This window comes from Mesorhizobium sp. M1328 (assembly GCF_040318075.1).
Classification (GTDB): domain Bacteria; phylum Pseudomonadota; class Alphaproteobacteria; order Rhizobiales; family Rhizobiaceae; genus Mesorhizobium.
This window is the reverse complement of sequence record NZ_JAMYLO010000020.1, coordinates 100,271-124,814: the sequence shown is the minus strand read 5'-3', so window position 1 is coordinate 124,814 and position 24,544 is coordinate 100,271. Positions and strand designations below refer to the sequence as shown.

The 24,544-nt window shown below is 63.2% G+C and carries 22 protein-coding genes and 1 pseudogene; 12 read left to right on the top strand and 11 right to left on the bottom strand.

Annotated features, from left to right (window positions below):
- Nucleotides 1-108: 108 nt before the first annotated feature.
- Nucleotides 109-831, bottom strand: a complete 723-nt coding sequence (locus tag NKH23_RS27505) for an HAD family hydrolase (RefSeq protein ID WP_352719328.1) — start codon at nt 829-831, stop codon at nt 109-111.
- 5 nt (nt 832-836) lie between these two features.
- The gene (pgi, locus tag NKH23_RS27500; RefSeq protein WP_352719327.1) at nt 837-2,480 is read right to left on the bottom strand and encodes a glucose-6-phosphate isomerase; all 1,644 of its coding nucleotides are present in this window, start codon (nt 2,478-2,480) and stop codon (nt 837-839) included.
- A 255-nt stretch (nt 2,481-2,735) separates the two neighbouring features.
- Between pgi and pdxR the strand changes: the two genes are divergently transcribed.
- Together pdxR and NKH23_RS27490 are read left to right on the top strand one after the other, a co-directional pair.
- The gene (gene pdxR, locus NKH23_RS27495) at nt 2,736-4,229 is read left to right on the top strand and encodes a MocR-like pyridoxine biosynthesis transcription factor PdxR (RefSeq protein ID WP_352467513.1); all 1,494 of its coding nucleotides are present in this window, start codon (nt 2,736-2,738) and stop codon (nt 4,227-4,229) included.
- 194 nt (nt 4,230-4,423) lie between these two features.
- Complete coding sequence (locus tag NKH23_RS27490; RefSeq protein ID WP_353035780.1) at nt 4,424-6,013, top strand: trimethylamine methyltransferase family protein; 1,590 nt, start codon at nt 4,424-4,426, stop codon at nt 6,011-6,013.
- A gap of 3 nt (nt 6,014-6,016) precedes the next feature.
- Here the strand turns inward: NKH23_RS27490 and chrA are convergent, their stop codons facing one another.
- From chrA to NKH23_RS27470, 4 genes are all read right to left on the bottom strand, one after another.
- Nucleotides 6,017-7,405 carry a chromate efflux transporter gene (gene chrA, locus NKH23_RS27485; protein WP_352719326.1) on the bottom strand — a complete coding sequence of 463 codons (1,389 nt, stop codon included), beginning with the start codon at nt 7,403-7,405 and terminating at the stop codon, nt 6,017-6,019.
- The gene (locus NKH23_RS27480; RefSeq protein ID WP_352719325.1) at nt 7,402-8,241 is read right to left on the bottom strand and encodes a chromate resistance protein ChrB domain-containing protein; all 840 of its coding nucleotides are present in this window, start codon (nt 8,239-8,241) and stop codon (nt 7,402-7,404) included. Before NKH23_RS27480 ends, chrA begins: the two co-directional genes overlap by 4 nt.
- Nucleotides 8,242-8,512: 271 nt before the next feature.
- Nucleotides 8,513-10,318 carry an IlvD/Edd family dehydratase gene (locus NKH23_RS27475; protein WP_352665372.1) on the bottom strand — a complete coding sequence of 602 codons (1,806 nt, stop codon included), beginning with the start codon at nt 10,316-10,318 and terminating at the stop codon, nt 8,513-8,515.
- A gap of 236 nt (nt 10,319-10,554) precedes the next feature.
- Complete coding sequence (locus NKH23_RS27470; RefSeq protein WP_352916980.1) at nt 10,555-11,739, bottom strand: Mrp/NBP35 family ATP-binding protein; 1,185 nt, start codon at nt 11,737-11,739, stop codon at nt 10,555-10,557.
- A gap of 195 nt (nt 11,740-11,934) precedes the next feature.
- Here NKH23_RS27470 and NKH23_RS27465 point away from each other — a divergent pair, with 195 nt between their 5' ends.
- Nucleotides 11,935-12,312: a VOC family protein gene (locus NKH23_RS27465; RefSeq protein WP_352719323.1), complete on the top strand. Its 378-nt coding sequence runs from the start codon at nt 11,935-11,937 to the stop codon at nt 12,310-12,312.
- Between the two features lie 38 nt (nt 12,313-12,350).
- Here the strand turns inward: NKH23_RS27465 and NKH23_RS27460 are convergent, their stop codons facing one another.
- Entirely contained in the window at nt 12,351-13,355 is a 1,005-nt protein-coding gene (locus NKH23_RS27460; protein WP_352719322.1) for an inorganic phosphate transporter, read from the bottom strand.
- Nucleotides 13,355-13,996 (bottom strand): DUF47 family protein, encoded by a 642-nt coding sequence (locus NKH23_RS27455; protein ID WP_352719321.1) that lies wholly within the window; start codon nt 13,994-13,996, stop codon nt 13,355-13,357. The genes NKH23_RS27460 and NKH23_RS27455 overlap by 1 nt, the downstream gene beginning before the upstream one ends.
- A gap of 189 nt (nt 13,997-14,185) precedes the next feature.
- Between NKH23_RS27455 and NKH23_RS27450 the strand changes: the two genes are divergently transcribed.
- From NKH23_RS27450 to NKH23_RS27425, 6 genes are all read left to right on the top strand, one after another.
- Entirely contained in the window at nt 14,186-15,085 is a 900-nt protein-coding gene (locus NKH23_RS27450) for a LysR family transcriptional regulator (RefSeq protein WP_023717897.1), read from the top strand.
- 133 nt (nt 15,086-15,218) lie between these two features.
- Nucleotides 15,219-15,698 carry a formate dehydrogenase subunit gamma gene (locus tag NKH23_RS27445; RefSeq protein ID WP_292656094.1) on the top strand — a complete coding sequence of 160 codons (480 nt, stop codon included), beginning with the start codon at nt 15,219-15,221 and terminating at the stop codon, nt 15,696-15,698.
- The gene (locus NKH23_RS27440; protein ID WP_352719320.1) at nt 15,695-17,251 is read left to right on the top strand and encodes a formate dehydrogenase beta subunit; all 1,557 of its coding nucleotides are present in this window, start codon (nt 15,695-15,697) and stop codon (nt 17,249-17,251) included. Before NKH23_RS27445 ends, NKH23_RS27440 begins: the two co-directional genes overlap by 4 nt.
- 12 nt (nt 17,252-17,263) lie before the next feature.
- Complete coding sequence (gene fdhF, locus NKH23_RS27435) at nt 17,264-20,176, top strand: formate dehydrogenase subunit alpha (protein ID WP_352719319.1); 2,913 nt, start codon at nt 17,264-17,266, stop codon at nt 20,174-20,176.
- A gap of 183 nt (nt 20,177-20,359) precedes the next feature.
- The gene (fdhD, locus tag NKH23_RS27430; protein ID WP_502908434.1) at nt 20,360-21,187 is read left to right on the top strand and encodes a formate dehydrogenase accessory sulfurtransferase FdhD; all 828 of its coding nucleotides are present in this window, start codon (nt 20,360-20,362) and stop codon (nt 21,185-21,187) included.
- Nucleotides 21,177-21,485: a formate dehydrogenase subunit delta gene (locus NKH23_RS27425; protein WP_352467525.1), complete on the top strand. Its 309-nt coding sequence runs from the start codon at nt 21,177-21,179 to the stop codon at nt 21,483-21,485. The genes fdhD and NKH23_RS27425 overlap by 11 nt, the downstream gene beginning before the upstream one ends.
- A 357-nt stretch (nt 21,486-21,842) precedes the next feature.
- On the opposite strand, the gene NKH23_RS27420 is transcribed toward NKH23_RS27425, so the two are convergent.
- Nucleotides 21,843-22,343 carry an MmcB family DNA repair protein gene (locus NKH23_RS27420; RefSeq protein WP_352719334.1) on the bottom strand — a complete coding sequence of 167 codons (501 nt, stop codon included), beginning with the start codon at nt 22,341-22,343 and terminating at the stop codon, nt 21,843-21,845.
- 742 nt (nt 22,344-23,085) lie between these two features.
- Nucleotides 23,086-23,385 carry a DUF1330 domain-containing protein gene (locus tag NKH23_RS27415; protein ID WP_023717905.1) on the bottom strand — a complete coding sequence of 100 codons (300 nt, stop codon included), beginning with the start codon at nt 23,383-23,385 and terminating at the stop codon, nt 23,086-23,088.
- Between the two features lie 153 nt (nt 23,386-23,538).
- Here NKH23_RS27415 and NKH23_RS27410 point away from each other — a divergent pair, with 153 nt between their 5' ends.
- The 3 genes from NKH23_RS27410 (at nt 23,539) to NKH23_RS27400 (ending at nt 24,284) form a co-directional block, all read left to right on the top strand.
- On the top strand, nt 23,539-23,865 hold the full coding sequence (locus tag NKH23_RS27410) for a GYD domain-containing protein (protein WP_023717906.1): 327 nt from the start codon (nt 23,539-23,541) through the stop codon (nt 23,863-23,865).
- 164 nt (nt 23,866-24,029) lie between these two features.
- Complete coding sequence (locus NKH23_RS27405; RefSeq protein WP_302893588.1) at nt 24,030-24,158, top strand: hypothetical protein; 129 nt, start codon at nt 24,030-24,032, stop codon at nt 24,156-24,158.
- The gene (locus tag NKH23_RS27400) at nt 24,159-24,284 is read left to right on the top strand and encodes a hypothetical protein (RefSeq protein WP_352467528.1); all 126 of its coding nucleotides are present in this window, start codon (nt 24,159-24,161) and stop codon (nt 24,282-24,284) included. It begins immediately after the preceding gene.
- A 40-nt stretch (nt 24,285-24,324) separates the two neighbouring features.
- Here NKH23_RS27400 and NKH23_RS27395 read toward each other — a convergent pair.
- A pseudogene (locus NKH23_RS27395) lies at nt 24,325-24,399 on the bottom strand (MerR family DNA-binding transcriptional regulator); the annotation flags it as partial.
- Nucleotides 24,400-24,544: the final 145 nt, after the last annotated feature.

The following is a 24,544-nucleotide window of genomic DNA, read 5'->3' as shown; positions in this document are numbered from 1 at the left end:
GGTCATCCGATGCTGGCCTCCACTCCAGCCAGCATCTTGAATCACAAAACAGATAAATCTGGAATCCCCTTTGATTCCGTCAAAGGGGGAACCGCTCTAGCTGCGAGTCTAGACCGTCTCGCTGACTCGGGCCGCAAGAAAATCGGGCAGATCGGCAACCGAATCCAGAATGATATCGGCGATCTGCGACAGCGATTCACGTGTACCGGTGCCGGACAGCACGCCGATCGCCAGGCCGCAGCCGCCGGCGCGCGCCATTTCCAGATCGTGGCGATTGTCGCCGACGACGGCGATCGCCGCTGGCCTGAGTCCTGTCAGATCCGAGAAGGCAAGGATCGTATCCGGCGCCGGTTTTGGATTGGCCACCGCGTCGTAACCATAGGCGGCTTCGAAAAGCTGCGCGACGCCCAGTGTGACCAGGGTCTTTTCCGCGCCGCTGGTCGAGTCGTTGGTGGCGACGCCAAGCCGGTAGGATTTCCTGTGAAGCAGCCCAAGCGTCTCGACCACACCCGGCAGCGCCACCGCCATTGCCGATCCTTGCGCCGAGGTGATGGCGTTGAAGCGGGCGACGGCAAGCATCTGGTCCTCGTCGGACAGCCGTGGAAACCACAGCTCGACGACGTCCATGTTGGTGCCGGAGGCAAAAATCGAATCCGGCTTGAAGCGCTTGGTGGCGAAGTCGAAGCCCGCCGCCGCAAGCAGCCTGTCTGCTTTCCAGCGATCGCCTTCGGCCGCATCCATCGCCATGAAGTCGGCGATGCCCAGCCATGTCGCGTTGAAATCGACAAGCGTGCCGTCCTTGTCGAACAATATTCCCTTGATGTCCGCCAAGCTTTTCACTCCGGGCCGCGCAAGCGGTGAATGTATTCCACCAGTCCGGCAGTCGAGGCATCCCGCTTTGCGGCATTCTCCTTGCCTTCAACGACGGGCAGCAGGCCGGTCGCCAGTTCCTTGCCGAGCTCGACGCCCCACTGGTCGAAGGAGTTGATGTTGAACAGCGTGCCTTCGACGAAGACGCGGTGCTCGTAGAGTGCAATCAGCCGTCCGAACGTGTGGGGGTCGAGTTTCCTGTAGAGGATCGTCACCGAGGGGCGGTCGCCGGAGAAGACGCGGTGCGGAGCAACCCTGTCGACATCGGCGGGCTTCATGCCTTTCGCCAGCATCTGCGCGCGGGCTTCCTCAAGCGTGCGGCCCTTCATGAAGGCTTCCGACTGCGCCAGGCAATTGGCGAGCAGAAGGTCGTGGTGATGCTTCAGTTCCGGCTCGTGGCCGACGGCAGCGGCGAGGAATTCGACCGGAATGAAATCGGTGCCCTGATGTAGAAGCTGGAAAAAGGCATGCTGGCCATTGGTGCCGGGCTCGCCCCAGACCAGCGGGCCGGTCGGCGTCGTCACAGCGCCGCCGTCCAGGGTGACGCTCTTGCCGTTCGATTCCATGTCGAGCTGCTGCAGATAGGCCGGTAGCCTGGACAGACGCTGATCGTAGGGGATGACGGCGCGAGCGGGGTATTTGCAGACCACCCGGTGCCACCAGCCAATCAGCCCCATCAGCGCCGGCAGGTTCTTCGCCAGCGGCGCGGTGCGGAAATGCTCGTCCAGCTCATGGGCGCCGTCGAGAAAGGCGCGAAAATCCTTCGGGCCGATGGCGATCATCACCGGCAGGCCGATCGCACCCCAGACGGAATAGCGGCCGCCGACCCAGTCCCAGAAGCCGAAGACGCGATCGGGCGCGATGCCGAATTTGGCGACCAGGTCGAGCGCCGTCGAGACGGCGGCGAAATGCTTGCCGACTGCTTCCTTGCCGAGCGCCTTCTCGACCCATCGGCGCGCGGTCTCGGCATTGGTCATCGTCTCGACCGTGGTGAAGGTCTTGGAGGCGATGATGAACAGGGTGGTTTCGGCGGAAAGACCCTTCAGTGTGTCGTGAATATGGGCACCGTCGATATTGGATACGTAATGCGCGCGCGGCCCGTCATGATAGGGCGCCAGCGCCAGCGTCGCCATGGCCGGGCCGAGATCGGAGCCGCCGATGCCGATGTTGACGATGTCGGTGATCTTCTTGCCGGTCGCGCCGGCCGCCTTGCCGGAACGCACCGCGTCCGCGAAGGCACCCATCGCGTCGAGTACGGCAAGGACTTCCACCTTCACGTCCTGACCGTCGAGCACGATGCCCTTGCCGGTCAAGTTGCGCAGCGCCGTGTGCAGCACGGCGCGGCCTTCGGTGACGTTGATCTTCTTGCCAGCAAACATAGCGTCGCGCCGGCCTTCGAGGTCGGCGGCCTCAGCCAGCTTCTCCAGCAACTCCATCGTCCGCGCATCGACCGCGCATTTCGACCAGTCGAGCAGCAGGTCGCCGTCGCTGGCGGAGAATTTCTCGAAGCGCTGCGGATCGGCAGCGAAAGCCTCGCGCATCGAGCCCGATTTGGCCGCACGATGATCGCGCAATGCGTCGAGCTGCTTTTGAAAGGACGATTGATCCACTGCTTTGCTCCGGTCTCTTGAGATGCATCTTATCAGGCCGGATGTTTCCGGCGCGTGTCGTCGCGGCAAACTATCGGGTCGAATTCTATCTGTTTCAATGCGCAGCGATGCCGCAGCGCAGCGTGGGCCGGCGCAAAGGATCACTGGCATAAATCCCAGCGATCAGAAAAATTGATTGGCGCAACACCTTGTGCCACCGGTACATTCGACTGGTCCAGCCAAGTGAAAAAAGCTGGCCATCGAGGAACATCTCCCATGCCACAGCGAAACGACACGGCCATATGGTCCGGCCTGTTCCGGATTTCGGCGGAATCCGGTCAGACCCTGCAAGCGCAGATCCGCCAGGCGATTGTCGCCGCCATCCTCGACCGGCAGATCGCGGCTTCCATGCCGCTTCCGTCCTGCCGGATTCTTGCCGAAAAACTCGGCGTAGCGCGCGGCACCGTGGTGCTGGCCTTCCAGCAGCTGGTCGACCAGGGCTTCCTGGTGGCGCGCGAGCGCCGCGGCCATTTCGTCAATCCCGAAGTGCTGGCGACGCCGGCCAAGCCGCACCAGAAAGCGCCCGACCAGGCCAACGAGATCGACTGGAAGGCGCGCCGGCAGATCGCGGCGAGCGACATGCCACCGCCGGCCAAGCACGACAACTGGATCAAGTCGTCCTACCCCTTCGTCTATGGCCAGTTCGACCCGGCGCTGTTCCCGACCGCCGAATGGCGCGAGTGCAACCGCATGGCGCTGGCGGTGCTCGAAATCCGCAACTGGGCGTCCGACATGGTCGACCGCGACGATCCACTCCTGATCGAGCAGATCCAGGCACGGCTGCTGCCGCGACGCGGCATCTTCGCCAATCCGGACGAGATCATCGTGACGCTGGGCGCGCAGAACGCGCTTTACATGCTGGCGACGCTGTTGATGACAAAGGGCTCGAAGGTGGCGATGGAGGACCCGGGCTATCCCGATGCACGTTCGATCTTCCGGCTGGCCGGCGCCGACATCCAGCCGGTTCCGGTCGACCACTCCGGCATCGTAACCTCGGCCATTCCCAATGATTCCGGCTTCGTCTTCGTCACGCCCAGCCACCATTGCCCCACCATGGTGCCGCTGTCGGCAGAGCGGCGGCAGGATCTTCTGGCGCGCGCCAACCGCTACAACCAGATCATCATCGAGGACGGATATGACAGCCAGCTCCTGGACGAGGCGCCGCAGCAGGCGCTGAAGAGCCTCGATCGGTCCGGCCGCGTCGTCTACGTCGGCTCGATGTCAAAGACGCTGGCTCCCGGCCTCAGGCTCGGCTACATCGTCGCCTCGGCCGGGCTGATCTCCGAGCTTCGGGCGCTACGCCGCTTCATGCTGCGCCATCCGCCGGCGAACAACCAGCGCGCCGTCGCATTGTTCCTGTCGCTCGGCCATCACGAGGCGCTGGTGCGGCGGCTGTCGAGCGCCTTCGATGAGAGGCGCAAGCGTCTGGTCCATGCGATTTCCGCCTTCCTGCCGGAGTGGCGCTCGACCGATTCGGCCGGCGGCACGTCGCTCTGGCTCGAGGGGCCGCGCGGCACCGATTCGCGCGGGCTGGCGGAGGCCGCAGCCTCGCGCAGCGTCATCATCGAGCCTGGCGACCGCTTCTTCGACCGTACCGAAAAACCATCGCGTTTCATGCGCTTGGGCATTTCCTCGATCGCGTTGCAGCACATCGAACCCGGCATCCGCGAACTGGCGACGGCAGCTGGACGCAGGCCGGCAGCGGCCTGATCTCCCTTCCCCGACCGGAGCCTGGCGCACGTAGTGCGGCTCCGGTTCTTTAGCTCCTTGGCATATGCGACGGGACCGGCTGGCACATAGGCTGTGCCAATGCCGGCGGCATAGTCGCTATATAAAGGGGACGAAGCAGGCCGATGGTGGACCAACCGCCGCGCCCGCTCCGCAGCTAAAGTTGGAGTGCCTTCATGCCAATGGCCCATGAGAAGCAGGACGTGTCCGCAGACCAGCGTTCGCGGCGGTCCGGCGGGCGCGAGGCGCGCCGCGCCATGCGGGCGGCACCGCTCGCCGACGACGTCAAGCCGGTGCGTGCTGGCCTCGAAGGCGGAAGCTACAGCCCGCTCAGCGGCAATGATTGCGAACGTATCCATGAGGCCGTGCTTACTCTTCTGGAGACAGTCGGTTTCGCCAACGCCATCCCCTCCTGCATCGAGGCACTCACCAAAGCCGGCGCGACCTTCAGTGAGGACGGCCGCCTGCGGTTTCCTCGCGGCCTTGTGCTCGACACGATCAAGAAAGCGGCACGGCATTTCACCCTGCACGGCCAGGATCCGAAGCATGACATGGTGATCCAGGGCAAGCGCGTGCATTACGGCACGGCTGGTGCTGCGGTGCATCTCGTCGATGTCGAAAAGCGTGAGTATCGCGAGTCGCTGCTGCAGGACATTTACGATGCCGCGCGCCTGGTCGAAGGGCTCGACAACATCCATTTCTTCCAGCGGCCGATGGTGCCGCGCGACATTCCCGACCCGCTCGATATGGATTTCAACACGCTCTACGCCTGCGTCATGGGCACGTCGAAGCATGTCGGCACCTCGTTTACCGTGCGTGAGAACGTCAAGCCGGCGCTCGACATGCTCTATGCGATTGCCGGCGGCGAAGAGAATTTTCGCGCCCGGCCTTTCGTCTCCAATTCGAACTGCTTCGTCGTGCCGCCGATGAAGTTTGCCGAGGACGCCTGTGGCGTTCTCGAAGCCTGCGTCGAGGGCGGCATTCCGATCCTGCTGCTGTCGGCAGGCCAGGCGGGTGCGACGGCACCGGCGGCGATTGCCGGCGCCGTGGTGCAGGCGGTCGCCGAAGTGCTCGTCGGCCTCATCTACGTCAACGCCATCAAGCCAGGCCATCCGGCGATTTTCGGTACTTGGCCGTTTGTCTCGGATCTCCGGACCGGCGCCATGTCGGGCGGTTCGGCCGAGCAGGCGGTGCTGACCGCGGCCTGCGCGCAGATGGCGCAATTTTACGACCTGCCGGGCGGTTCGGCCGCCGGCATGACAGATTCGAAACTGCCTGACATTCAGTCCGGCTACGAAAAGGGCATAACCGACGTGATGGCCGGTCTTGCCGGCCTCAACCTGGTTTACGAATCGGCCGGCATGCACGCCTCGCTGCTCGGCTTTTGCCTTGAGAGCCTGATCATCGACAACGACATGCTCGGCCACTGCCTGCGCTGCGTGCGCGGCATCGAAGTGACGGACGAGTCGCTGTCGATCGACACCATTGCCGATGTCTGCCTGAAGGGCCCGGGCCATTATCTCGGCAACCAGCAGACGCTGCGGCTGATGCAGACCGAATATTTCTATCCGGCCGTCGGCGACCGCTTTTCGCCTAAGGAATGGAATGAGAAAGGTAGGCCTGACATCTTGCAGCGGGCGATCATCGAGAAGAAGCGCGTGCTTGCCGAACGCTTCCCGCGCCACGTGCCGAAGCCGGTCGACGACAAATTGCGCGCCCGCTTCGGCGATATGATCAAGCTGCCGCGCGGCAGAATGGGCGGCTGAGCGTTACCCGCTCACCGCCAGCAACAACACACCGGCCAGCGCCGATCCGGCAAGCGTCGGCAGCATACCGATCTTCAGCTTCAGAATGGCGATCATGGAGGCACAGGAAAGCAGCGCCGCGCGCCAGTCTATCGATGAAAGCACCGGCACGTCCATTTCAAGCCCGACATTGCGCACTTCGCCGAAGATGACGTGCAAGCCAAACCATAGAGCGAGATTCATGATGACGCCGACGACGGCGGCGGTGATCGCACCGAGCGCCGCCGACAGCGCCTTGTTGCCGCGCAGCGCTTCGATGTAAGGCGCGCCAAGGAATATCCACAAGAAACATGGAGTAAACGTCGCCCATAGCGTGAACAGACCCCCAAACAATCCGGCAAGCAGCGGCGCCAGCAAGCCCGGCTGGCGGAACGCGGCAACGAAGCCGACGAACTGCAAGACCAGGATGAGCGGACCCGGCGTGGTTTCGGCAAGTCCGAGGCCGTCGACCATTTCACCGGGTGCCAGCCAGCCGAAGTACTCGACCGCTGCCTGCGCGACATAGGCAAGGGCTGCGTAGGCACCGCCGAAGGTGACGACCGCCATGACACTGAAGAAGCCACCGATTTGCGTCCAAACGCTGGCAGGGCCGGTGACAGCCCAGACCAGCAGAATAGGCCCCAGCCAGATCGGCAGCCAGATCGCCAAAGTGCGCGGCGCGTGCCATCGTGTCGGCCTGACGTGGGTCAGTTCGCCGCGCTCGAACATCAGATCGACCACGCCCTTTATGTCGGGAACATCGCCCTTGCCATGCGAAGCGCCGGAAAAAAAAGCCGGCGCACTACGGTTGCCGATCCAGCCTGCCAGGCCGGCAAGCAGCACGATCAGCGGAAACGGCACGTTCAACGCGTAGATGGCGATGAAGGCGGCGAGTGCGATCGACACCATGACCGGGTTTTTCAGCGCGCGTCTGCCGATCCGGATCACCGCCTCGATGACAATGGCGAGCACGGTCGCCTTGACCCCGAAAAACAGCGCCGCGACGAGTGGTACATCGCCATAGAGCGCATAGAGGCTGCTCAGGACGAACATGACAAGCGCGCCCGGCACGACGAAGAGAATGCCGGCAACAAGGCCGCCGACCGTTTTGTGCAGCAACCAGCCGATATAGATGGCGAGTTGCTGGGCCTCGGGGCCAGGCAGCAGCATGCAGTAGTTCAACGCATGCAGGAAGCGTTGTTCGCCGATCCAGCGCCGTTCCTCGACCAGTTCCTTGTGCATGAGCGCAATCTGCCCGGCCGGGCCGCCAAAGCTGAGCACGCCGATTTTCGCCCAGACCTTCACGGCCTGCCGGAAGCTCGGCACAACCGGCTCCTGGATCTCCGGCGGCTTTTTCGAAAGGACGGCGCTCACGATGGTTTGCCCGCGCCGAGACTGACTGCGCCGGCGGCCGGCCAGTTATGCGTCTCTTCGGTGGCATCGCGGCACCAGCGGAAGAACGCATCGTAAAGCAGCATGCCGGCCTCGAGCTGCTCCAGATCGTCGCGAAACATTCGTGACAGGCCAAGCGAGGCGGCCAGGAACCCGGCCGCCTGTGGAACAAGATCGAGGCTCGCAGTATCGGCAGCGCGTATGATCGTGGCCAGGCGATCGAGCGCTTCGGATTTAAGCCCGAACTCCTCGATCATGGTGTCGAAGGTGCAGCGTTCGCCGCGGTGGCTCCAGAACACGTTCTCGATGTCGAAAGGCACGGCCTGAAAGCGATCGGCGACGGCCGCCACTTCGGCCGGCTCGACGAAGAGAAAGACCGCGTGAGGATCGATGAAGCGCCGGATCAGCCAGGGGCAGGCGATGCGATCGACCTTCGGGCGCGTACGCGTCACCCAAACGGTGCGGCCCTTGGCATCGGCGGGCGGTATCTTGTCGGCGTGAACGAGAAGGCCCTTGGCATCGCGCCATGCTTCAAACCCGCCGTCGAGCGATTCGGCGGCAATGCCCTCCTGCCGCAGCCATGCGGCCACGCCTTGCGAAAGCTTTTTTCCCTGCTGGCAGACGACTGTCACTTGCCTGCCAGCGAAGTCGGCAGCCCAGTTCGAGACAGTCCTGAAATCACGCCGATCCGACCCCGGCAGCAATCGCGGGTCGGCGTTGTAGTCATCATCGATGCGGACGTCGATGATTGCGGGTGCACCCGGCAGCCCAATCAGACGGGACAGTTGCGATACAGTGATAGCGGTTGTTGACGGCATGGCGTCCACCTCCTTGAAAGAGAAGCTTGGACGCGAACGTTGGGCTGACGCCTCACGGGGTCGTCGCGATGCACCCCTTGCGATGATCGTGGATTTGTCACGCCCGCTTGTCAAGCATTTGTCCCTGCTGTCGCAGGGCAATCGCTTTTGACAAATGACCGCATCCAACTCTGTGGCAAGCATTTCTCCCCGTTAGCGGGCTGTTAACGGGGAGAAATGAGGTGACCGCAAAATTGGCGACCTGACGGCTGGCTCGTGCGACGGACCCTGGTCAGTGATTGTCCCTCGGCACGCCGCTTGTATGAGCCACATCCTGGTATTTCACCGCCGGCTTCAGCACCATGCCTTCGGAAAACTGGTCGACCATGCCGCGCTGGATTTCCTGCCAGGGCGTCTGGTGCTTCGGATAGTGATAGCCGCCATTGTTTTGCAGCTCGGCGCGGCGCCGCGTGATCTCGTCGTCGCTGACGAGGATGTCGGCGGTACCCTTGCGCAGGTCGATGCGGACGCGGTCGCCGGTCTTCAGCAGCGCCAGGCCGCCGCCGATGGCGGCTTCCGGCGAGGCGTTGAGGATCGATGGCGAGCCCGACGTGCCCGACTGGCGACCGTCGCCGATACAGGCCAGCGCGTGGATGCCCTTTTTGATCAGATAGGCAGGCGGCTGCATGTTGACGACTTCCGCGCCGCCGGGATAGCCGATCGGGCCGGCGCCACGCATGAACAGGATGGTGTGCTCGTCGATGCCCTGTGCCGGGTCGTCGATGCGGGCGTGATAGTCCTCGGGGCCGTCGAAGACCATGGCGTTGCCCTCGAAGGCTTCGGGGTCCTTTGGGTTCGACAGATAGCGCTCGCGGAATTCGGGCGAGATGCCGCTGGTCTTCATGATCGCCGAATCGAACAAATTGCCCTTGAGATTGATGAAGCCGGCATTGGCTTTCAGCGGCTCGGCAACCGTGCGGATGACGTCGAGGTTCTCGTTGACGGCGCCGCTACAATTGTCGCCGATGGTCTTGCCGTTAGCCGTCATGGCTTCCGGATAGGGCAGCAGGCCGCCCTTCATCAGTTCGGCGACCACGGCCGGCACGCCGCCGGCATGGTGATAGTCCTCGCCGAGATATTCGCCCGTCGGCTGCAGATTGACGATGAGCGGTATGTTGAGGCCGACCTTCTGCCAATCGTCATTGTCGAGCGGCACGCCGAGATGGCGGGCGATGGCGTTGAGGTGGATCGGCGCATTGGTCGAGCCGCCGATCGCCGAGTTGACGACGATGGCGTTCTCGAAGGCCTTACGGGTCATGATGTCGGAGGGCTTCAGATCCTCATGCACCATGTCGACGATGCGCTTTCCGGTCTCGTAGGCGATCTGGCCGCGTTCGCGATAGGGGGCGGGGATAGCGGCCGAGCCCGGCAATTGCATGCCGAGCGCCTCGGCCAGCGAATTCATCGTGGTGGCGGTGCCCATCGTGTTGCAATAGCCGGTCGACGGCGCCGAGGAGGCAACGATATCCATGAACTCGTCATAGCCAATCTCGCCGGCCGACAGGCGCTGGCGCGATTCCCAGACGATGGTGCCGGAGCCGGTGCGCTTGCCCTTGTGCCAGCCGTTGAGCATCGGGCCGACCGAAAGCGCGATAGCCGGAATGTTGACGGTGGCCGCGGCCATCAGCATGGCCGGCGTCGTCTTGTCGCAGCCGATGGTGAGCACCACGCCGTCGAGCGGATAGCCGTAGAGCACCTCTACCAGGCTGAGATAGGCAAGGTTGCGGTCAAGTGCAGCAGTCGGCCGCTTGCCGGTTTCCTGGATCGGGTGGCAAGGGAACTCGAAAGGAATGCCACCCATCGAGACGATGCCTTCGCGCACGCGCTTGGCCAGTTCGATGTGATGGCGGTTGCAGGGCGACAGGTCCGAGCCGGTCTGGGCGATGCCGATCAGCGGCTTCCCGGACATCAGTTCGGCCCGCGTCAGCCCGTAATTCAGGTAGCGTTCCAGATAGAGTGCCGTCATGCCCGGATTGTCGGGATTGTCGAACCACTCCTGCGAGCGAAATTTTTTCTTGTGGGTGGGGGCGCCTGCCATCGTGGTCTCCGTATTTGTATGACAAATCGATATGACAACGCGCGGAAGCAGGCAAGGGGCACGCGCCATCCGAATCCGCACTTTGGTGCGATAGACATAGATCTGCCCCCGCGCTAGACGGGGATTGGGGTTTGCCAGTCCGCTATCCCGGAAAAGTTGGAGCGTGTCGCCGCGGACCTACCTGACCCTTCCGGCCACCCTCCCCCTCAAGGGGCCCACTTGGGGGGATATCCGCATCACTCGAATACGATGCTCGGCACTGCAGCCTCGGCCGCGCCGCGCTCTTCATTGACGCGGTCCCAGACCTTGGCGGCGATGTCGCGATAGATTTTCGCCTCAGCGCCATCCGGCTTAGAGACCACCACCGGCGTGCCGGCATCGGAGCTCTCGCGGATGGACATCTCGAGCGGCACTTCACCAAGGAAGGTGACGCCGAGACGCTCGGCCTCGCGGCGCGCGCCGCCATGGCCGAAGATGTCGTAGCGTTTTCCCGTATCGGGGGCGAGAAAATAGCTCATGTTTTCGACGATACCCAATAGCGGCACGTCGACCTTTCTGAACATGTTGAGGCCTTTGCGCGCATCGATCAGGGCCAGGTCCTGTGGCGTCGAGACGATGACGGCGCCGGCCAGCGGCACCTGTTGGGCCATGGTCAGCTGGGCGTCGCCGGTGCCGGGCGGCATGTCGACGACGAGCACATCGAGCGGTCCCCATTCGACCTCGCGCAGCATCTGCGTCAATGCCGACATCACCATCGGCCCGCGCCAGATCATCGGCGTCTCCTCATCGACGAGGAAGCCCATCGACATGACCTTGAGGCCATAATTCTGCATCGGTTTCAGGATCTTGCCGTCGACGGTCTGCGGTCTGCCACGAATGTTGAGCAGACGCGGCATGGAGGGGCCATAAATATCGGCATCGAGCACGCCGACCCGCAGCCCGTTGGCGGCAAGCCCAAGGGCGATATTGACGGCGGTGGTCGACTTGCCGACGCCGCCCTTGCCGGAAGCAACAGCGATGATCGCCTCGATGCCGGGTACGCCGCGCTTGCCCTGGCTGTGTGAGGCCGGCGCCTGGGGCATGGGACGCGCAGGTGCGGCCGGTGGAGCGGGCCTCTGAGCCGGGCTTTGCGGAACCGGCGCCTCCATGCCGCCTCCCTTCTTTTCCGCCGTCAGCGCGACCACGGCGCCGGCGACACCGGGGATCGCCTTGACGACACGTTCGGCGGCCGCGCGCAGCGGCTCCATCTCCTGGGCACGGGCAGCGGGAACGGTGATTGAGAAGAACACCTTGGCATCGGCAATGAAAATCTCGGACACCAGGCCGAGGTCGACGATATTGCCGGTGAAATCCGGCCCATTGACCGTTTTCAGGCGCTCGATAACGATTTCCTTGGTCACGTTTTCATGGGCGGCGGGCATGAGTTTTTCCTCTACTTTTCCGCTCCAGATAATGCAGTTCCGGAACAGAACCAAGCGATGGACCAACAGTTGCAGCGGCGTACCGGGGAGGCAGCGAGCATATGACGGCATTTCCAGTGGGAGTAGCCGTCGCCAAATCGTCAACGCAGCCTATTTCAATGGACATGGAATGACCGTCAGGGAAGGAGACGAATCATGCTCGCAAACAGCAACGCAACGGCCAATCTCGCTGTGAAGGACCTGGCCAAGGCCAGGGCTTTCTACGAAGGGACGCTCGGCCTCAAAGAGGTGCACAATGAAGGTGGCGAACTGATCGTCTATGAAAGCGGCGATACCGCCATCAACGTGTACCGTTCGAACTTCGCTGGGACCAACAAGGCGACGGCTGTGACCTGGACGGTCGGCGATGAACTCGGCAAGATCGTCGAGGCATTGAAATCGAAGGGCGTGACCTTCGAGCATTACGACATGCCCGGCCTGACGCTGGAGGGCGACGTTCATGTCGGTCAGGGCATGAAGATCGCATGGTTCAAGGATCCGGACGGCAACATCCTGAACCTTGTGGATAGGTAGATACGGCGCATCGCCTGCCGCGCAGTGCTGCGGTGCTGTCACCATGCCAGGCCGACCGCGAGGTAGGTGAGAGCCGCGATCGCCGCGGTTGCCGGCAGGGTGACGATCCATGCCACCACGATGTTGCCGGCAATGCCCCAGCGAACGGCGGAGACGCGGCGGGCGGCGCCGACGCCAATGATGGCGCCGGTGATCGTGTGCGTGGTCGATACCGGAATACCGAGCCAGGTGGCGGCGAACAGGGTGATCGCACCGCCGGTCTCGGCGCAGAAACCCTGCATCGGGTTCAGCCGGGTGATCTTCGAGCCCATTGTGTGGACGATGCGCCAGCCACCGAGCAATGTGCCCAGCGCCAGCGCCGACTGACAGGTGATGACGACCCACAGCGGCACGTAAAAATTCGCGCCGAGCATGCCTTGCGAATAGAGCAGCACGGCTATGATGCCCATCGTCTTCTGCGCGTCGTTGCCGCCATGGCCGAGCGAATAGAGCGAGGCGGAAAAGAACTGCATGACGCGGAACGTGCTGTCGACTGCGAACGGCGTCTGCCGCACGAACAGCCAGGAAACCGCAAGGATCAAGATGAGCGCCAGCAGAAATCCCGCCGCCGGCGATAGCACGATGGCTGCCGTGGTCTTGCCCAATCCGGCCCAGACGATAGCGCCGGTGCCTGCCTTGGCAACGCCGGCGCCGACCAAACCGCCGATCAGTGCGTGTGAGCTGCTGGACGGGATGCCGACGAGCCAGGTGACGATGTTCCAGACGATGGCGCCGACAAGTGCTGCGAAGATCACTGCCGGCGTGACGATGCTGGCGTCGATGATGCCGGTTCCCAGCGTCTCCGCCACGTGGAGACCGAAGAACATGAAGGCGATGAAATTGAAGAAGGCCGCCCAGAACACCGCATAATGCGGCCGCAGCACCCGGGTGGAGACGATGGTGGCGATGGAGTTGGCGGCATCGTGCAGGCCGTTAAGGAAATCGAAGAACAGCGCGACGAAGACAAGGCCGACCAGCACGGGAAAGGCTATTGCGGCTTCCACTATACGTTCTCGATGACGATGCCGCTGATTTCGTTGGCGACGTCCTCGAAGCGATCGACCACCTTTTCCAGCTCGCCGTAGATCTCGCTGCCGATCAGATAGGCCATCGGATCGCTGCGGCCGTGCCGCTTGAACAGGTCCTTCAGGCCCTGCTCGTGCAGGTCGTCGGCCCGGCCTTCCGCGCGCATGACCTCCTCGGCGATGGCGTTGAGGCGCACCGTATGCGCCCCGACCTCGCCGAGCAGCGGGATCGCCTCGGCCACCAACTTGGCGGCCTCGACGACGACGCCCCCCATTTCCTGCATCAGCGGGTCGAATTCCTTCTTTTCGAACAGCCTTACCGTCTTGACGGTCTTGTGCATCATGTCGATGGCATCATCCATCGACTGGATCAGGTCCTTGATGTCGCCGCGGTCGAAGGGCGTGATAAAGGAGCGGCGCACGGCCAGCAGCACTTCCGCGGTGATCTGATCGGCTTCGTCCTCGAGATCGATGATCGTCTGACACCAGCGGTCGATGTCGTTGCCCTGCAAAAGCTGCTGCAGTGCCTCGGCGCCAGCGACCACGGTGCGGGAATGCCGCTCGAACAGGTCGAAGAAGCGATCTTCGCGCGGCAAAAGCTTGCGGAACCAGCCCAGCATGTTCGGTCTCCCGTCGTGTCGGTCCACGACCAGTTCCATCCACATAGCGCTGCATGCCATCGCGGGAAACAGTAAGCCGGCTGAAAGATGTGGATGCGGACGATTTACAGGCGGCTTGCGGCCGAAGGCGATTTCCACGACGTTGCGCGCTACGATCGGACACAGCGTCCGTGACAGGCTCCCGACGGCATGATCGACAAGCTGGAATTCTTCATAGCACTTGCCAGGGAAGAACATTTCGGCCGGGCGGCGGAGGTGTGCGGCGTCACCCAACCGACGCTTTCGGCCGGCATCAAGCAGCTGGAGGGCCAGCTCGGCGTGATGCTGGTGCTGCGCGGCTCGCGCTTCCAGGGGCTGACGCCGGAAGGCAAGCAGGTGCTGGTGTGGGCGCGCCGCATCGTCGGCGATAGCAGGACCATGCGCGAGGAGATGCGGGCGGCACGCCACGGCTTGTCAGGGCGCATCCGTATCGCCGCGATCCCGACGGCGCTGGCCATGGTGGCGCGATTGACGACGCCGTTTCGGGCAAAGCACCCCGGCGTTACCTTCTCGGTGCTGTCGCGGACATCGATCGAGGTGCTGTCGCTGCTCGGCAATTTCGACATTGACGCCGGCATCACCTATCTCGACAACGAGCCGCTCGGACGCGTCACCAGCGTGCCGCTCTACGACGAGCGCTACCAGCTGATCACCGCCGTCGGGAACCCCTATTTCGACCGCGACAAAGTGACATGGGCGGAACTCAGCCAGCTGCCGCTCTGCCTGCTGACGCCGGACATGCAGAACCGCCGCATCATCGACCAGCATCTGGCCGAAGCCGGCGTGCAGGTGCGGCCGACTTTGGAATCCAACTCGATGATCGTGCTGTTTTCGCATATCCGCACCGGCAAATGGTCGTCGATCATGCCGCTTAACCTTGCGGAAACGTTCGGCTTTTCCGAGCCGATCCGGGCTATCCCGATCGTCGAGCCGGATGCCAGCCACACCGTCGGGCTGGTGGCCGCGCCGCGCGAACCGCACACGCCGCTGGTCTCGGCGCTGTTGGACGAGGCAATGGCGCTGGCGGACGATTTCCGCGCCCGCCGCTAGGCTAGACAATGCTGGTGAACGCGATCGATAGAAGATTTCTATCGAGCAACGGATCGGCTTTATTGATTTAGCGGGTTTCCTCTGATTTCTTAAGCACTTAGCGGAAGACCGCCACGACCAGGGAGGGCGCTGCATGACGATGCAGCCTGCAAGTACCGAGATCGCATCGCGCACGGCGGCGATCATCCAGGAGCTGAAAGGCCTCGAAGGCCCGCTGTTGCCGATCCTTCACGGTATACAGGAAGAGTTCGGCTATGTGCCGCAGGACGCGCTGCCCGTGATCGCCGAGGCGCTGAACATCTCCAGGGCCGAGGTGCATGGCGTCGTCACTTTCTATCACGATTATCGCAGCCAGCCGGCCGGCAGGCATGTGCTGAAGCTCTGCCAGGCGGAAGCCTGCCAGTCGATGGGTTCGGATGCGATCGCCGCCAAGCTCAAATCATTGCTGGGCATAGGCTTCCACGAGACAACCCGCGACGGTTCGGTGACGCTGGAGCCGGTCTATTGCCTCGGCCTTTGCGCCTGCTCGCCGTCGGCGATGCTGGACGGTGAGGTGATCGGGCGGCTCGACGACGAAAAGCTCAATGAAATCGTTGCCGAGGTGCGCTCATGATCCCGCGTATCTATATTCCGGGCGATTCCGGCGCGCTGGCGCTCGGCGCGGAAAAGGTCGCCAAGGCGATTCGGGCGGAATTGGCCGAGCGCGGCATCGAGGCCAAGATCGTGCGCAACGGCTCGCGCGGCGCCTATTTCCTCGAGCCGATGGTCGAAGTGGCGACAGCCACTGGCCGCGTCGCCTATGGGCCGGTGAAGCCATCCGACGTCAAAAGCCTGTTCGACTGCGGCTTCCTCACCGGCGGCCACCACAAGCGCTGGCTGGGTACGCCGGACAAGATCCCGTTCCTGGCCAAACAGACGCGGCTGACCTTTGCGCGCTGCGGCGTCACCGATCCGCTGTCGCTCGATCACTACAAGGCGCATGGCGGGCTGAAAGGCCTGCAGAATGCAGTGGCGATGACGCCGTCCGACGTCGTCAAACAGGTGACCGAGTCCGGGCTGCGCGGTCGTGGCGGCGCCGGCTTCCCGACCGGCATCAAGTGGAAGACGGTGCTCGATACGTCGGCCGACCGCAAATACATCGTCTGCAATGCCGATGAAGGCGATTCCGGCACGTTCGCCGACCGCATGATCATGGAAGGCGACCCCTTCGTGCTGATCGAAGGCATGGCGATCGCCGGCATTGCCACCGGCGCGACCAAGGGCTTCATCTATATCCGCTCCGAATACCCGCATGCGGTGGCGGTGATGCAGAAGGCCGTCGAGATCGCCCGCAAGGCCGGCTTGCTCGGCGTCAATGTGCTCGGCTCGGCCAATTCATTCGACATGGAAGTCCGCGTCGGTGCCGGCGCCTATGTCTGCGGCGAGGAGACCGCCCTGCTCGACAGCCTCGAAGGCAAGCGCGGACAGGTGCGGGCCAAGCCGCCGCTGCCGGCGCACAAGGGCCTGTTCGGCAAGCCGACGGTAATCAACAACGTCATCTCGCTGGCCTCGGTGCCGGTGATCATGGACAAGGGCGCCGCCTTCTACAAGGATTTCGGCATGGGCCGTTCGCGCGGCACCATCCCGATCCAGATTGCCGGCAACGTGAAGTATCCCGGTCTCTACGAGGCCGCGTTCGGCATGACGCTGGGTGAAATCGTCGACGACATCGGCGGCGGCACGGCGACGGGGCGTCCGGTCAAGGCGGTACAAGTGGGTGGCCCGCTCGGCGCCTATTTCCCGCGCGCCCTGTTCGACACGCCGTTCGACTACGAGGCGTTTGCCGCCAAGGACGGGCTGATCGGCCATGCCGGCATCGTCGTTTTCGACGACAGCGCCGACATGCTGAAGCAGGCACGCTTTGCCATGGAATTCTGCGCTATCGAAAGCTGCGGCAAGTGCACGCCGTGCCGCGTCGGCTCGACGCGCGGCGTCGAGGTGCTGGACCGGCTCGCCCAGAACGTCGAACCGGAAAAGCAGATCGCGCTGGTCACCGACCTTTGCAACACGATGAAGTTCGGCTCGCTTTGCGCTCTCGGCGGCTTCACCCCATATCCAGTGATGAGTGCACTCAACCATTTCCCGGACGACTTTCGGCCGACGCCGGTCGCCGAAGCAGCGGAATAGGAGCGGACAGGCATGAACGCGGCATTCGACATCAAATCGCTGGTCCAGGAAATCGACTACGGCACACCCGCCTCGGAAGCCGAACAGCAGGTAACGCTGACCGTCGACGGCAAGTCGGTGACGGTGCCGGCGGGGACCTCTATCATGCGCGCTTCGATGGAAGCGGGCGTCGAAATCCCGAAACTCTGCGCCACCGACATGCTGGATTCGTTCGGCTCCTGCCGGGTCTGCCTCGTCGAGATCGATGGGCGCGGCGGCACGCCGGCCTCGTGCACGACGCCGGTCGGCGAAGGCATGGTCGTGCATACGCAGAGCGACCGGCTAGACGCCATCCGCCGCGGCGTGATGGAACTCTATGTCTCCGACCACCCGGCGGCGTGGGGCGAGAAGGCCGGCACCGGCGCCAGCGAGTTCGACAAGGTCGTCAGGACGGTCGGCCTGACCGAGAACCGCTATGGCGTGGACGGCCGCAACCACGTCAAGCAGGAAAACGGCGTGGCGCCCGGCCATGGCTCGCTGACCATCGACTATATCGCGCGTGATGAATCGAACCCCTATTTCACCTACGATCCGGCGCAGTGCATCGTGTGCTCGCGCTGCGTGCGCGCTTGTGAAGAGGTGCAGGGCACGTTTGCGCTGACCATCGAGGGCCGCGGCTTCGAATCCAGGGTCTCGGCCGGCATGCACGAGGCGTTCGTCGATTCCGAATGCGTGTCGTGCGGGGCCTGCGTGCAGGCCTGCCCGACCGATGCGCTGAGGGAAAAGACCGTGCTGGCGAAGGGCCTGCCCGAGCGCTCGACCGTCACCACCTGTGCCTATTGCGGCGTCGGCTGTTCGTTCAAGGCCGAGGTCAAGGGCGACGACGTCATCCGCATGATGCCCTACAAGGCAGGCAAGGCCAACCACGGCCACTCCTGCGTCAAGGGCCGCTTCGCCTATGGCTATGCGACGCACAAGGACCGGATCCTGAAGCCGATGATCCGCGAGAAGGTCAGCGATCCGTGGCGCGAAGTGTCGTGGGAAGAGGCGCTCACCCATACGGCGAACGAATTCCGCCGCATCCAATACCAGTACGGCCGCACCTCGATCGGCGGCATCACCTCGTCGCGCTGCACCAACGAGGAAACCTACCTCGTCCAGAAGTTGGTCCGGCAGGGCTTCCGCAACAACAATGTCGACACCTGCGCCCGCGTCTGCCATTCGCCGACCGGCTATGGCCTCGGCCAGACCTTCGGCACCTCCGCCGGCACGCAGGATTTCGATTCGATCGAGCAGACGGACGTCATCCTGCTGATCGGCGCCAATCCGACCGATGCGCATCCGGTGTTCGCATCGCGCATGAAAAAGCGCATGCGCCAGGGCGCCAAGCTGATCGTGCTCGATCCGCGCCGCACCGACATCGTGCGCTCGGCCCATGTCGAGGCGCAATTCCATCTGCCGCTGAAGCCGGGCACCAACGTCGCCATGCTGACAGCGCTCGCCCATGTCATCGTCACCGAAGGCCTGTTCGACGAGGCCTTCATCCGCGAGCGCTGCGACTGGGACGAGTTCCAGGATTGGGCATCGTTCGTGGCATTGCCGGAAAACAGCCCGGAGGTCGTCGGCCAGCTCGCCAACGTCGATCCCGACGACATACGCGGTGCAGCCCGGCTCTATGCCCGCGGCGGCAACGGCGCGATCTATTACGGCCTCGGCGTGACCGAGCACAGCCAGGGCTCGACCACCGTCATCGCCATTGCCAACCTCGCCATGGCGACCGGCAATATCGGCCGGCCGGGCGTCGGCGTGAACCCGCTGCGCGGCCAGAACAATGTGCAGGGCTCCTGCGACATGGGCTCGTTCCCCCACGAGCTTCCCGGCTATCGCCACATCTCAGGCGACGCCGTGCGCGCTATCTATGAGAGCCTGTGGGGCGTCAAGCTCGACGACGAGCCCGGCCTGCGCATCCCCAACATGTTGGACGCAGCCGTCGACGGCTCGTTCAAGGGCCTCTATGTGCAGGGCGAGGACATCCTGCAGTCGGACCCCGACACCAAGCATGTCGCCGCGGGTCTCGCCGCGATGGAATGTGTGGTCGTGCACGACCTCTTCCTCAACGAGACGGCCAACTACGCGCATGTCTTCCTGCCCGGCTCGACCTTCCTCGAGAAGGACGGCACCTTCACCAATGCCGAGCGCCGCATCAACATGGTGCGCAAGGTGATGGAGCCGAAATGCGGCTATGCCGACTGGGAGACGACGCAGGAGCTCGCCAAGGCGCTCGGCCTCGGCTGGAACTACACGCATCCGTCTGAGATCATGGACGAGATCGCCAAGACGACGCCGAGTTTCGCCGGCGTTTCCTTCGACCTTCTCGACCGGGTGGGCTCGGTGCAGTGGCCCTGCAACGAGAAGTCGCCGGAAGGCACGCCGATCATGCATATTGGCGGCTTCGTGCGCGGCAAGGGCAAGTTCATCCGCACCGAATACGTGGCGACCGACGAAAGGACCGGACCGCGCTTTCCCCTGCTGCTGACCACCGGCCGCATCCTGTCGCAATACAATGTCGGCGCGCAGACCCGGCGCACCGACAACGTCGTGTGGCATAGCGAGGACCGGCTGGAGATCCATCCGCACGATGCCGAAAATCGCGGCCTGCGCGACGGCGACTGGGTGCGGCTGACCAGCCGCTCCGGCGAGACGACGCTGCGCGCGCTGATCACCGAGCGGGTGTCGCCGGGCGTCGTCTATACGACCTTCCACCATCCCGACACCCAGGCCAACGTCATCACCACCGACTTCTCCGACTGGGCGACCAACTGCCCGGAATACAAGGTGACCGCGGTGCAGGTGGGTGCATCCAACGGCCCGTCGGAATGGCAGCGCGACTATGACGAGCAGGCGAAGCAAAGCCGCCGCATCGCGAAGTTGGAAGCGGCGGAGTAGCGTTTTGGCGTCGTGCCGGAGCACCCCCCTCTGGCCTACCGGCCATCTCCCCCTCAAGGGGGGAGATTGGATGTCATCTCGGCTTTCGCCAATCACCAGCGTCGAAGGGTGCCTTACGTCTGAACTGCCAATCTCCCCTCTTGAGGGGGAGATGGCCGGTAGGCCAGAGGGGGGTGCCGCGTGATGCCCAAACGTCGTGCTGTCACCCAGATCAGCCGCCTCGCGCGCCGCGCCGGCGGCACCGCGGCCGCCAACCGCATGGTGCCGGAAGAGACGCCGGTAGCATTCTCCTTTGCCGGCACCACGCATGCGGTGATGATGGCAAGCCCGGCCGATTTCGAGGATTTCGCGCTCGGCTTCTCGCTGACCGAAGGCATCATTGCCTCGCCAGACGAAATCGAAGCGATCGAGGTCGAGGATCACGGCGCCGGAATCGATATCCAGATCAGGCTGAAGGACAGCGCCAACACCCGCTTCGAGGCGCGTCGCAGACGGCTGGCCGGCCCGGTCGGCTGCGGGCTGTGCGGCATCGAATCGATCGAGGAAGCAATGCGCTCGGTCGATCCGGTCGGCGCGTCAACGCTTACGCTTCAGGCCGACGATATCGTTCGCTCGGTCAAGCTTTTGTCGAAGGTGCAGCCGCTGCACGCCGAGACCGGCGCGGTCCACGCGGCCGGTTTTTACCTCCCCGGCAAGGGCATCGTCATGGCGCGCGAGGATGTCGGCCGTCACAATGCGCTGGACAAGCTGGCCGGCGCCCTGGCCAAAGCCGGTATCGACGGCAGGTCGGGGGCCGTCGTCGTGACGTCGCGCGTTTCGGTCGAGATGGTGCAGAAGACCGCGGCGATCGGTGCTGCCTTCATCATCGCCGTCTCGGCGCCGACGGCACTTGCCATCCGCACCGCGGACGACGCCGGCATGACGCTGGTGGCGCTGGTGCGCGGCGACGATTTCGATATTTTCACCCATCCTGACCGCGTGGTTTCCGGAGTTGCCAAGCATGTCGCATGACGAAGGCCACCTCATGAGCACCAGCGAAAAGCTGGTTCGCATGGCCAACCAGATCGCCGCCTTTTTCCACTCCAAGCCGCGCGAGCAAGGCATTGCCGGCGTCGCCGAGCACATCAACAAGTTCTGGGAGCCGCGGATGCGCCGGCAATTGTTCGAGATGCTGGATAGCGGCGGCGAAGGGTTCAACGAGCTTGTCGTCGCGGCCGCGCCTCACATCAAGCGGCCGGGCGCGCCGGAGGGCGCAGGTTTTAGCGTCGGCGGTGCGAACACCGAGACTACCGCCGCGTCACAGAAGTAGGCGCCGCGGACCTACATTCACACTCTCTATAGTTTCATCTGCCGCAAGCTGCGCGCCTCTGCTATGATCCGGCGATAAGAAATCGTCGGGTCGGGCGGACAACCTCGTGAGGCCGATCGAAACTCGATACGCGCTCAGTGGCGACGTGCGGATCGCCTATCAGGTGGTCGGCCAGGGATCGCTCGATCTGGTCTTCGTGCCGGGTTTCATTTCCAATCTCGACCTGCACTGGGAAGACGAAGGCTACACCCGGCTGTTGGCGTTACTTGCGGAACACCGCAGTCATACATCATCTCTTATGCAAGGTGGCGGCAGCCGGGGCAGCGCAAGCCTCCATGACTACGGAGAGGGAAACCCCTACTCGCTCTCACCCTCCAGCGCCGGCACCGACACGCCAGCAAGCTCCGCCGCCAGCAACCGCGCAGCACCGGCGCGCGCGATCCTCAGCATCAGCGCCTTGCGTGTCGCCGCCGCCATGCGGTGCTCGGGCGCATCGCGCAAAATCTCAGCACCATAGCCGTCCGAGAGAATGAAGCCGCACTCTTCCGGAAAGATTTCCTGGGGCACGCCGGGATGCGTGGCGAAGAAGAAGCGGTCGGAATGCAGCCGGTAGTCCGGCCATTTGCGGTCGACCCTGAAATCCTCGATCGAGGATTTGATCTCGATGATCCAGATGTCGCCCTGGCGGGTCAGCGCCACGAGATCGGCGCGGCGCCCGGTCGCCAGCGACAGTTCGGGCAAGACATGCGCGCCCATCTGCTTGAGCAGCCGCTGCACGCCGCGACGAACCAGCATGGCACGCTCCGACTGGCGGCCGTCGATGAGCGGGTTGAGGGGAAGAGGTGAGATGATCGGCATGGCCGCACCATGCCAGATTTTGTTCACGGTTTGAACCCGGTTTTCAGTGCGATTATCTGGCTGACAAACCTAATCTGCAAAATACTGTGGAGCGGGCGCTACAAGGCCCGCCCTTCCACAAGGCGGGCCGCTCGCGTTATGAATGCGGTTCTTACTGGTGAGGGGAGCTATGTTTTCGCGAGGCGTCGCGGTTGATCTAATATTCACCGCTGCAGGCCCGAAAGTGGTCGCAGCATAATCAAAAAGGTGGCGAAGCATGGTTACTGAGATTGCAAGTTTGACGATCGACCAGACTAGGCTCAATAGGATGCTCACGCGGGGCGTCGTATTTTCCGTTATTTGGCTCGCCGGTTTCGGGTCTTCTTATGCACTCTACCAGGGGCTTCTGGCGCGACGGATGATAAAAATGAATCCCATGCTTCGGGGAAATGGCCGCGCCTGGTGGTGCATCATTGTGGGAGGGCTTGGGGCCGCAGCCTTATGTGCGATAGTTGGCGCCGGCATTTTCAACGCCATGACACAACCCTAGGTCACACGGTAACACCGCCTGCCGATCCGGTGTTGGGTCATATTGATATGTAGGTCCCATTCAATGAGCGCTTCCGGCGTCATCCTCCCATCGTTGGCCGTCATTCCCGGCCGCAAGTTTGAAGCTTGCTGATTCATATCAAAATGCTCCTGTCCTGTCGCCGGGCCGCACCAGATATGGCAACTCAGATTTGCCATTGTCATCGAACAGGCCTCAGCTAACCGGCATCATGCCCTCCAGAGCAATAATTCTCGTCTTTGCGCAGCGTTCGCGGATGGCCTTGAGCCGGCCGTATTCTGGAGAATCGTACCATGCCAGGAGGGAAGCCATGTCGGGGAATTCGACAATGACGAGGCGATGAGGCTCCCAATCGCCTTCCAGAACTTTGGTGGCTCCGCCGCGAGCGATGTACCTCCCCCCGTAGCGGGCTTCGGTTGCAGGCACGTCCCGGCGGTATTCCTCGAAGACGGCGGCGTCGGTTATGTCTACATCAGCAATGAGATATGCGGCCATTGACCTTACTCCCCTTGGGAAAGGCAATTGAAACAGGTCTATTAGCGGTCCCGCAACTAAGCCAGCGGTACTACGCCTCGGAAACGACTCGCGTTCTCCCGGATTGCGGCGCTTAACTGTCTTGGTGGGGGCAGCTCTGGGAGGAGACGAACCATGCCGATGTATCTCACGCGATTCAGCTACAGGCCCGAAACCTGGGCGCGCTTGATGGACAATCCCGAGGATAGACGCGAGGCTGCCCGTTCCTACATCGAGTCGGTGGGCGGAAAGCTGCACGGGTTCTGGTATGCCTTCGGAGAGTACGATGGCTGGAACCTGTGGGAGGCGCCGGACAATGTGTCGATGGCATCCGTCATGCTCGCAATCGGTGCGGGAGGCGCGCTCAGCTCGTACGAGACCACCGTGCTGTTAAGTGTCGAAGAGACGATGGACGCGCTTGGGAAAGCGAAGTCGATCCGCTATCGCCCACCGGGATCGTGACGGCCGCCCCTGCTTTGCGGAGTGTCGAAGGCTGGGGAACGCTTGCTCTCGAACGGCGCCCGTTCCTACACTTTTGCGCAAAAAATGTCCGCTGCACCCTCTTGGCAGCGCCGGCAGCTTGCGCTTTCAATGTCGGCCACGGGATTTTTTACGAGGAGCACACCATGACGGAAGATGACGACCGGAAATCGGCGACGCCGGAGGAAATCCGCTCGGCCATCAGAGGCTGGGCGGTGCTTGGGGCAATCATCGTTGCCGTGTTTGGTGCCGCCTACGTCATGATCGATAGTTGAATGGCCGACGATCCTGGTCGCCCCGATGGACTGCCTGAAAAGATCGGCACGGTCCTTGGTGCATTGGTGGTGATCGGCACGTTCGGGCTTCTGGCCTGGACCGTGCTTCGCGGCGTCCTTTATTGAACCCGGCCCGTCAGGATCATCTCCTGCAGCGGCCGCGTCTCAGGCCGATCTCCTCGTAGTAACGGATGGTCTTGGCCGGCAGGCCAGAGCGCCGGGCAGCGTCACCGACATCCATGGTGATTTCCTCGTCTCGTGGCTTTTGTTCCTGGCCTATTGATTTTGCAGCATAATCCTGCGGAGGCTGTTGCCGAAATGCCATAGTCGCAGGTTTACCAGCATGCAAGTCCAAGGATATAGGCATCGCCCGCTTGGCAAGCAAA